Raw genomic sequence first — 4,126 nt, 5'->3', positions numbered from 1 at the left:
TGATTGTGCGGTGGCATCATCTTTTTGACGAGTTGAGCCTTAAGCTCGGCACTGTAGGATGGCATTGCAGCACTCCATCCGCCCCTTGAGTTTATAAAAAATGAAATCAAACAACCGGACAACTAGTGTGACAGAGGGGGAGCAGCTTCAGAAGTGGAATCGAACGTATAATTTGACGGCGATTCGCGAACCTGAACAGATGCTGGTTCAGCATGTATTTGACAGCTTGGCTATTATCCCTGCGCTTAAGAAATATTTAGATACAATTTCGCCAGGTAGCGAGACGCGACCCATCGTAGATGTGGGTTCTGGCGCAGGTTTGCCCGGTGTGGTTATTGCTATTTTATTGCCCGAGCGACAGGTACATTGCATTGATGCCGTCGAAAAAAAGATGGCGTTTGTCAGACAAATTTCAGGTGTGTTGAAACTGACCAATCTACATGCCCATCATGCTCGTGTAGAGTCGCTACCCGCTTTTAACGCACAAGTGGTTGTATCGCGAGCATTTGCTTCCCTAAACGATTTTGCCAAGTGGTCGGGACAGCACGTCGCGGCCTCGGGGGTGTTGCTGGCCATGAAAGGTCGTGAGCCCCGCGAAGAAATTAACGCATTACACGAACAAACCGAATGGCGCGTCAGTGCAATCGAACCCTTACATGTACCAGCACTTGATGCCCAGCGCTGCTTGGTCTGGATGAGCCGCAAGGAAAATAAATGACCCAAGATTCACAAAAGAAAGTTGCCAAGGTCTTTTGCATTGCCAACCAAAAAGGCGGTGTTGGCAAGACAACGACAGCAATTAACCTGGCTGCTGCCCTGGTCATGCAGCGGCAACGCGTCTTGCTTATCGATCTCGACCCACAGGGCAACGCAACCATGGGCAGCGGCGTCGATAAAAACGCAGATAACGTCAATCTTTATCATGTGTTGATTGGCGAAGCTGACATTGCCCTGGCACGGGTTCAATCGCCCACGGGTCTGTACGATGTCCTGCCTGCAAATCGTGAACTTTCAGGTGCGGAAATTGACTTGGTCCAAATGGACAACCGCGAGCAGCAGTTGAAAAATGCGATTCAGACGGTCATTTCGGACTACGACTTTATTTTGATCGATTGCCCGCCAACGCTGTCATTACTGACCCTGAACGGTTTGGCTGGCGCACACGGTGTGATTATCCCGATGCAGTGCGAATATTTCGCGCTCGAAGGTTTGTCTGATCTGGTCAACACCATTAAGCGTGTACATCGAAACATCAACCCCGATTTGCAGCTTATTGGTTTGCTGCGCGTTATGTTCGACACCCGCGTAACGTTACAACAGCAAGTTTCTGCACAGATTGAGCGTCATTTTGGCGATAAGGTGTTTAAAGCAGTCGTGCCACGCAATGTAAGGTTGGCCGAAGCGCCTAGTCATGGCATGCCAGGAACGGTCTACGATAAAAGCTCGCGTGGCGCAAAAGCCTATATCGAGTTTGCCAAAGAGCTCGTCAAACGCGTGAAACAAGACGCCAAGAACAAATCTGTCCAAAACGAACCCTCGCATACATAAGGAATTCGAATCATGGCCACAAAAAAACCAAAAGGGTTGGGACGTGGGCTGGATGCCCTGTTAGGCGCAGACGCTGACGCCATGGAGAAGCTGGGCGATAAGCCAGCAGCTGCAACATTACCTAATACGTTGCCTGTCACCAAAATGGTAGCGGGCAAGTATCAACCTCGTACGCGCATGGATGAAGGCGCCCTGAATGAACTGGCTGAATCTATTCGTACGCAAGGGATTATGCAGCCTATTCTGGTGCGCGCACTTTCCGGCTCGCAGAAAGGCAAGTATGAAATCATCGCGGGTGAACGTCGTTTTCGCGCCGCCCAAATTGCGGGTCTGAAAGAAGTCCCAGTGCTGGTTCGTGACGTCGCTGACGAAAATGCGGCCGTCATGGCCCTTATTGAGAACATTCAGCGCGAGGATCTGAACCCGCTTGAAGAAGCACATGGCGTACGTCGCTTGCTAGACGAGTTCGGCCTTACGCATGAACAAGCCGCACAGGCAATCGGTCGTTCGCGATCGGCAACCAGCAACTTGTTGCGTTTGCTTAACCTGACCGAGCCGGTGCAAACGATGCTTTTGGCCGGCGACATCGATATGGGACATGCCCGGGCGCTGCTTGCAATCGATGCTGGGCAACAAATTATTCTGGCCAACGAAATCATCACGAAACGTATGTCAGTTCGTGATGCTGAAAAACTGGTGGGTCGGGCCATAAGAGAACGAGACGAGCCGGCTGCGCGCACTGTAGCTGCTGACAGCAGCAAATCCGGCGATGCCAAGCGGCTTGAAGAAGCATTGTCCGATCACTTAGGCACAAAAGTTTCCCTGAAAATCAGCCGCAAGAATAAAGGCCAACTTATTATCGATTTTCATGATTGGGAGCACTTGAACGCCTTGCTCGAGCGACAAGGTATGGCAGGTGTGGTCGATGCCTGACCGGCATAAGGCGGTGGCTTTGCCCCGCGTGACCATCCTGGCAACCGGCGGCACTATTGCTGGTGTTCAAACGGGGCAGGCCGCGTATGTGGCGGGCAAACTCAGTGCCAAAGCATTGTTGTCGGCTCTGCCCGATTTATCCGGCATTGCTGCGGTCCAGGCTGAACAACTGGTCAATATCGGTAGTCAGTCTATGACCTGGACCGTGTGGGCGGCACTCGCCCGCCGTATTACGCAAATTGCTCAGGCTGGCCATGCCGATGCAATCGTTGTCACCCATGGTACCGATACCATGGAAGAAACCGCATATTTCTTGCAGTTGGCATTGTCTGTCGACATTCCGGTGGTTATTACCGGCGCCATGAAGCCCGCGAATGCGTATGCGGCAGATGGCCCGATTAACTTGTACGACGCGGTGCAAGTCGCTGCCGATCCCAGATCGGCCAAAAAAGGCGTATTAGTCGTCATGAACGGCGTTGTCCACAGCGCGCGTTACGTGCAAAAAGCTGCATGTGAAGGCATCGACGCTTTTGAATCCCGCAATGCCGGCCCTATGGGCTACGTGAACACAACCGGAATACATTATTTCTATAAAGGCCCGGTGCAAAAGTTTGGTAGTGCAAGCGAGCTGCATCTTGACTTGAGCGCCACCGATCAAGACGCGCGCCCTCCCGTTCGTGTGCCCGTGTGGTACGCCATGGCAGCAAATGATATCGAAACCCTTGAAGCACTATTGCTCACAAAACCAGCGGCATTGGTGGTCGCAGGCGTTGGTAATGGCAATATGTCAGACGAAACCCTGCAACGCCTGGCCTCTGCCGCGGCACAGGGCCTTGTGGTGGCCCGAGCCACCCGTTGCGCCGCCGGTCGTGTGACCCGAAATCTCGAGGTTCAAGATGATGCTTATGGGTTTGTTGTAACCCATGACTTAAATGCACATAAAGCACGTGTTTTGTTGTTTCTTGCCCTGCAAAAAACCGCCGAAATTGTAAAAATTCAAAAATATTTCGACGAACACTAAAAAAAAGCCGCATAGCGTTTGACACGCACTAAAAATATGTGCATAATTCGAGGTTCTCTTTTGGTGGGATGCCCGAGTGGTTAAAGGGGGCAGACTGTAAATCTGTTGGCCTTGCGCCTACGTTGGTTCGAATCCAACTCCCACCACCAGAAACCTTTTAGAACGGGCCTGGCATTTTGCGTAAGCAGCGTTGCACAACAACGTTAGGCAACGCCAGGTACAGAAGAGAATCCCTTCGCGGGTGTAGCTCAATGGTAGAGCAGAAGCCTTCCAAGCTTACGACGAGGGTTCGATTCCCTTCACCCGCTCCAAGTTTTTGCAAATCCGCTAAGGCGGGTTTTTTAGCTTGAAGGATACCGCCCATGTGGCTCAGTGGTAGAGCACTCCCTTGGTAAGGGAGAGGTCACGCGTTCGATCCGCGTCATGGGCACCACTAACGTATTTCGTTCACTCGCAGTATTTTCGCACAGTCAGGAGTCACAGCCATGGCAAAAGGTAAGTTTGAGCGGACCAAACCGCACGTAAACGTCGGCACGATCGGTCACGTTGACCACGGCAAAACGACGCTGACCGCAGCGATCACAACAGTATTGTCCAAGGCCTTCGGTGGTGAAGCCAAAGACT

5 protein-coding genes and 3 tRNA genes are annotated in these 4,126 nt (G+C 52.0%); all 8 read left to right on the top strand.

Annotation, left to right across the window (positions count from 1 at the left end; all coding sequences use genetic code 11):
- Positions 1-100: 100 nt before the first annotated feature.
- Positions 101-718 (top strand): 16S rRNA (guanine(527)-N(7))-methyltransferase RsmG, encoded by a 618-nt coding sequence (gene rsmG / locus CHR62_RS15480; protein WP_123661532.1) that lies wholly within the window; start codon positions 101-103, stop codon positions 716-718.
- Entirely contained in the window at positions 715-1,548 is an 834-nt protein-coding gene (locus tag CHR62_RS15475) for a ParA family protein (protein ID WP_123661531.1), read from the top strand. Before rsmG ends, CHR62_RS15475 begins: the two co-directional genes overlap by 4 nt.
- Positions 1,549-1,560: 12 nt before the next feature.
- Positions 1,561-2,481, top strand: a complete 921-nt coding sequence (locus CHR62_RS15470) for a ParB/RepB/Spo0J family partition protein (protein ID WP_093971498.1) — start codon at positions 1,561-1,563, stop codon at positions 2,479-2,481.
- Entirely contained in the window at positions 2,474-3,502 is a 1,029-nt protein-coding gene (locus CHR62_RS15465) for a type II asparaginase (RefSeq protein ID WP_123661530.1), read from the top strand. The genes CHR62_RS15470 and CHR62_RS15465 overlap by 8 nt, the downstream gene beginning before the upstream one ends.
- Positions 3,503-3,564: 62 nt before the next feature.
- Positions 3,565-3,651: transfer RNA gene (locus tag CHR62_RS15460), tRNA-Tyr, on the top strand.
- 88 nt (positions 3,652-3,739) lie between these two features.
- Positions 3,740-3,813 (top strand) — tRNA-Gly (locus CHR62_RS15455).
- Positions 3,814-3,860: 47 nt separating this feature from the next.
- Positions 3,861-3,935, top strand: a tRNA-Thr gene (locus CHR62_RS15450).
- A 52-nt stretch (positions 3,936-3,987) separates the two neighbouring features.
- Positions 3,988-4,126, top strand: a 139-nt coding sequence (locus CHR62_RS15445) for a GTP-binding protein (protein ID WP_233575046.1), incomplete at its 3' end; no start/stop codon positions are given.

Origin of the sequence: Pusillimonas sp. NJUB218 (assembly GCF_003788685.1) — a bacterium.
Taxonomy (GTDB): domain Bacteria; phylum Pseudomonadota; class Gammaproteobacteria; order Burkholderiales; family Burkholderiaceae_B; genus Neopusillimonas.
This window is presented reverse-complemented; position numbering and strand designations above follow the sequence as displayed.